The 4160-nt window shown below is 63.9% G+C and carries 4 protein-coding genes; 2 read left to right on the forward strand and 2 right to left on the reverse strand.

Features of this window, described 5'->3' with window-relative positions; genetic code table 11:
• Nucleotides 1–252 precede the first annotated feature (252 nt).
• On the forward strand, nt 253–1386 hold the full coding sequence (locus RWT78_RS28490; RefSeq protein ID WP_314682684.1) for a DUF4192 domain-containing protein: 1134 nt from the start codon (nt 253–255) through the stop codon (nt 1384–1386).
• On the opposite strand, the gene galE is transcribed toward RWT78_RS28490, so the two are convergent.
• A complete protein-coding gene (gene galE / locus RWT78_RS28495) occupies nt 1383–2372 on the reverse strand; it encodes a UDP-glucose 4-epimerase GalE (RefSeq protein ID WP_003942257.1) in 990 nt (329 codons plus the stop codon). The two genes, RWT78_RS28490 and galE, sit on opposite strands and share 4 nt — an antisense overlap.
• An 8-nt stretch (nt 2373–2380) precedes the next feature.
• Nucleotides 2381–3067, reverse strand: a complete 687-nt coding sequence (locus RWT78_RS28500) for a metal-dependent transcriptional regulator (protein ID WP_003942150.1) — start codon at nt 3065–3067, stop codon at nt 2381–2383.
• Nucleotides 3068–3243: 176 nt separating this feature from the next.
• Here RWT78_RS28500 and RWT78_RS28505 point away from each other — a divergent pair.
• Nucleotides 3244–4160, forward strand: a 917-nt coding sequence (locus RWT78_RS28505) for an acetoin utilization protein AcuC (RefSeq protein ID WP_314682688.1), incomplete at its 3' end; no start/stop codon positions are given.

The raw sequence follows: 4160 nt of genomic DNA on the forward strand, positions 1-4160 counted from the left end.
GACAACACTGCTGACGTTCGGTTCTGCGACGCCCTCGACGGCACCGCTGGATCAAGCGTTCACCGCAGCCGTACAGAAGGTCAAAGCAGGCAAGTGATTTCGCAGCACACAGGTCCGACAAGTAGCGGAACTGCTCGGTGCGGCGCGGTACTTGGTCCCCAACAAATGCGGTAATCCACAGACGACTTGGACGCAGCTGTTTTCCCTGGTCGAGCAGACGGCCGGGTCAGGGTGATCAGCGACGGTGTGTGCATGACGACATCACCTCTTCCGGGAGAATTCGAATTCTCCGACGACGACCTTGCCGCCCTTCTCGGATGCGTCGAACGCGTCTCCGATCCAGGCGAATTGATCGCGGCAATACCCGCACTCCTGGGCTTCCACCCGTCCAACTCGGTGGTTGCGCTGTCTCTGATGGGCGCCTCTGCCTCGACGCTCGGACCAGTGATGCGGCACGACTACTTTCCCAGTGTCAGGGGGAAGCCCGCGAGGCAGATGAGCGCGGCGCTGCGCCAGTTCGCCGCCGTCTGTGACGGGGAAGGCGCGCGTGCGGTCGTTCTCGTGGTGATCACCGATTGCTCGGCAGCTGAAACTCTGATCGATGAAACCATCGAGCTGGCCGAGGTATTCGAAGACATGCTCGGCGGAACCTGCGTCGAGCTGGCCGACGTATTGTGCACGGCCGCAATAGAATCTGGCCAGCCGTGGACGAGCGTCATGCGTTCGATTCACCGCGGCACCCTGCCAGACCCGACATCTTCGTCGGTTGCGGCAGCACAGGTGTTGGGCGGGAGGGTCATTCGCCGTTCGCGTGAGGAACTGGTCCGGTGGGTACACGGCGCCGCTCGCAATCACGACACGATTGCCCGACTGATCGCGAGCCGACGAGAGTCGAGCGCGCACAGTGGGGGACCGAGCGGTGAAACCGCAGTTCAGTGCCGGATCGATCTGGTGTTGGAACATGTCCGCCGTGTCGAGGCAGGCGCTCACTGCCCTGACCCGCAGGAATGCGCCGATCTGGTGGTCGCTTTGACGGACGTACGCGTGCGCGACGTGGTGCTGGGATTGGCGATCACGTCGGTTGCGGCACATGCTGAGCAATTGTGGCTCGTGCTCACCCATGAAGTACCGTCGCCCGAACGAGCTTGGCCGGCAACACTTCTCGGCTTCTTTGCATACGTGCGTGGCGACGGCCCTCTGGCAGGTGTTGCGCTGTCGGCCGCGCTGTCGGCCGATTCGGAACACACCTTGGCGGGATTGCTGGATCTATCGCTGCAATCCGGTATGCGCCCCGACGGAATCCGTGACCTCGCGGCCGTCGGATTGTCCATCGGGGAATCGCTCGGAATCACCGGCTTGCCGCCGGCACTGCCGAATGGAAGCTAGCGAGCAGCGTGTGAGCGGTCGCCCAGATCCTGGAGGAACTGCCATGCGTCGGCGACGATGACGTCGAGATCGGTACGCGTGGGCGTCCAACCCAACTCGGCAATCGCCTTGTCGCTCGATGCGATCAGTACCGCCGGATCACCCAGCCGTCGTGACGCGTCCTCGACGTTGATCGGCAGGCCGGTGACCCGCGCACAGGCGGCGATCACCTCGCGCACGCTGAAGCCGGCACCGCTTCCGAGGTTGTAGATGCGGTGCTCGCCGGGAACCGAGGATTCGAGCGCCAGTAGATGTGCTTCGGCGAGGTCCAGCACGTGGATGTAGTCGCGTACCGCGGTTCCGTCCGGCGTGGGCCAGTCGGTTCCGAAGACCGAGATCTTGTCCCGCTGTTCGAGCGCGACCTGCAGGACGAGTGGAATCAGGTGGGTTTCGATCACCCGGTTCTCGCCGGCGGACTTGTACGCACCTGCGACGTTGAAGTAGCGCAAGCTCGTCGCACCGAGGCCGTGGGCGATCGAGTACGAGGTGATCGCATGATCGATCGCGAGCTTGGTCGCGCCGTACGGATTCGTGGGGCGGGTCGGAGCGGTCTCCACGATGGGGGACTGCTCCGGTTCGCCGTACGTAGCGGCGGTGGACGAGAACACGAGGCGCGGAGTACCGGAGACACGGATCGCCTCGAGCAGTTCGATGGTCGTGACGACGTTTCCGCGCCAGTACTTTTCGGGGTGCAGCACCGATTCGCCCACCAGCGACTGCGCCGCGAAGTGAAGCACACCGTCGAAAACCGGTGAACCCGCACTGCCGAGGACGTCGGCAGCAAGCGCTCCCACGTCTCCTTCGATGAACTCGGCACCGGCAGGTACCGCGTCGGCATTTCCGGTGGAGAGGTCGTCGATGACGACAACCTCGTGTCCACGCTCGAGCAACACAGTGCTGCACACACTGCCGACGTAACCGGCGCCGCCGGTGACCAGGAGTTTCATCTACTTCCTCAGACCTGCTTGACCTGAACGGCGTGAGCCATTTCCTCGGACAGGTCGAACCCGCTGTGACCCGGCACGATGATCGTCACCGAGCCCGGACGGGTTTCGACCGTCACCCTGGCGTCGGGAACGACGCCGGCGTCACGCAGCTGCGCGATCACCTCGGGATCGGACTGCACGTGCTCGGCGAGTCGCCGAACGACCACAGCTGTCTGTGCGCCGTGCGGAATATCGGTCAGGCGCACCAATGTTTCGGTGGTGGCAACCGGGCCGTCGAGTCCCAACTGGTCCAAGCCCGGAATCGGGTTGCCGTAGGGCGACGTCGTGGGGTTGTTCAGAACGACGACGAGCCGACGCTCGACCTCCTCGCTCATCACGTGCTCCCAACGGCATGCCTCGGCATGTACGTCTTCCCATTTGAGACCGATGACGTCCACCAGCAGGCGCTCTGCCAACCGGTGCTTACGCATGACAGAGATCGCGAGATCGCGACCCTTGTCGGTGAGTTCCAGATGTCGATCGCCGGCGACCATCAGCAAGCCGTCACGCTCCATTCGCGCAACAGTCTGGCTGACGGTGGGTCCGCTCTGTTCGAGCCGCTCGGCGATCCGCGCCCGGAGTGGGACTACGCCCTCTTCTTCCAAGTCGTAGATCGTCCGGAGATACATCTCCGTGGTGTCGACTAGATCCTTCACACTCAACCCCTTCGTCAGTTGATCATTCTACCGTTCAGTTCGTGGTTCCGGTGCCGCCTCCACCGCGGCGAGTCCAGCGCGTGTCCGAATTGGATTCGTGTCACTCGATCTCGGTCTCCGAAGCGGGCCACGAGTGTGGTGTGCAGCACGAAACGAGAAGGAAGTAGCGTGATCCCATGACCGCGTCGATCAGATCTGACGGGGACCCCGCGGCGTCTCGAGCGAATCGAGTCGTGGTGTGGAGTCCGGAGTACCTGAGCTATCGGTGGAGCGCCGATCACCCGATGAATCCCACTCGCCTCGATCTCACGATGGCACTCTCGCGAAGCCTCGGACTTCTCGAGGGCATCGAATTTCTCGAACCGAGTGCCGCGTCCGATGCCGACCTCCTCAGAATCCACACACCGGCATATCTTGCAGCGGTCAAAGACGCGGGTAACTCTGCGAACAACGGTGTGAGCGGCCAGGATGTTCCCCACGGGCTCGGTACCGAGGACAACCCGGTCTTCCCGCACATGCACGAAGCCAGTGCGATCCTCGCCGGCGGCTCGCTGGCCGCAGCGCAGGAAATCGCTTCGGGACGTACGAGGCGCGCGGTCAGCATCGGCGGCGGCATGCACCACGCGATGGCGGATTGGGCCTCTGGATTCTGCGTCTACAACGATGCGGCGGTTGCGATTTCGTGGCTGCTCGACAACGGCTACGACCGCATCGCCTACATCGACGTCGACGCTCACCACGGCGACGGAGTGCAACATGCGTTCCTCGGGGACCCGCGGGTGCTCACGGTCTCGCTGCATCAGCACCCGGCAACCTTGTGGCCGAACACCGGATGGTCGAGCGAGGTCGGCGACGGGGCCGCCGAAGGTACGGCGGTGAACATCCCGGTGCTGCCCGGAACCGTCGACGCGTTGTGGCTGCGTGCATTTCACGCCGTCGTCCCGGGAGCCATTGCAGCCTTCCGCCCGCAGATCATCATCAGCCAGTGCGGAGTCGACTCGCACCGCGAGGACCCGCTCGCGGATCTCGCCCTCACCGTCGACGGTCAGCGCGCCGCGTTCCTGGCGATGCGTGACCTCGCCGACCGCTACTC

The organism is uncultured Rhodococcus sp., assembly GCF_963525155.1.
Lineage (GTDB): Bacteria > Actinomycetota > Actinomycetes > Mycobacteriales > Mycobacteriaceae > Rhodococcus_F > Rhodococcus_F qingshengii.

Excerpts from the sequence above, each read along its gene's own strand:
- galE (WP_003942257.1), bottom strand. The coding sequence starts at position 2,372 with ATGAAACTCCTGGTCACCGGCGGCGCCGGTTACGTCGGCAGTGTGTGC.
- RWT78_RS28490 (WP_314682684.1), top strand. The coding sequence starts at position 253 with ATGACGACATCACCTCTTCCGGGAGAATTCGAATTCTCCGACGACGAC.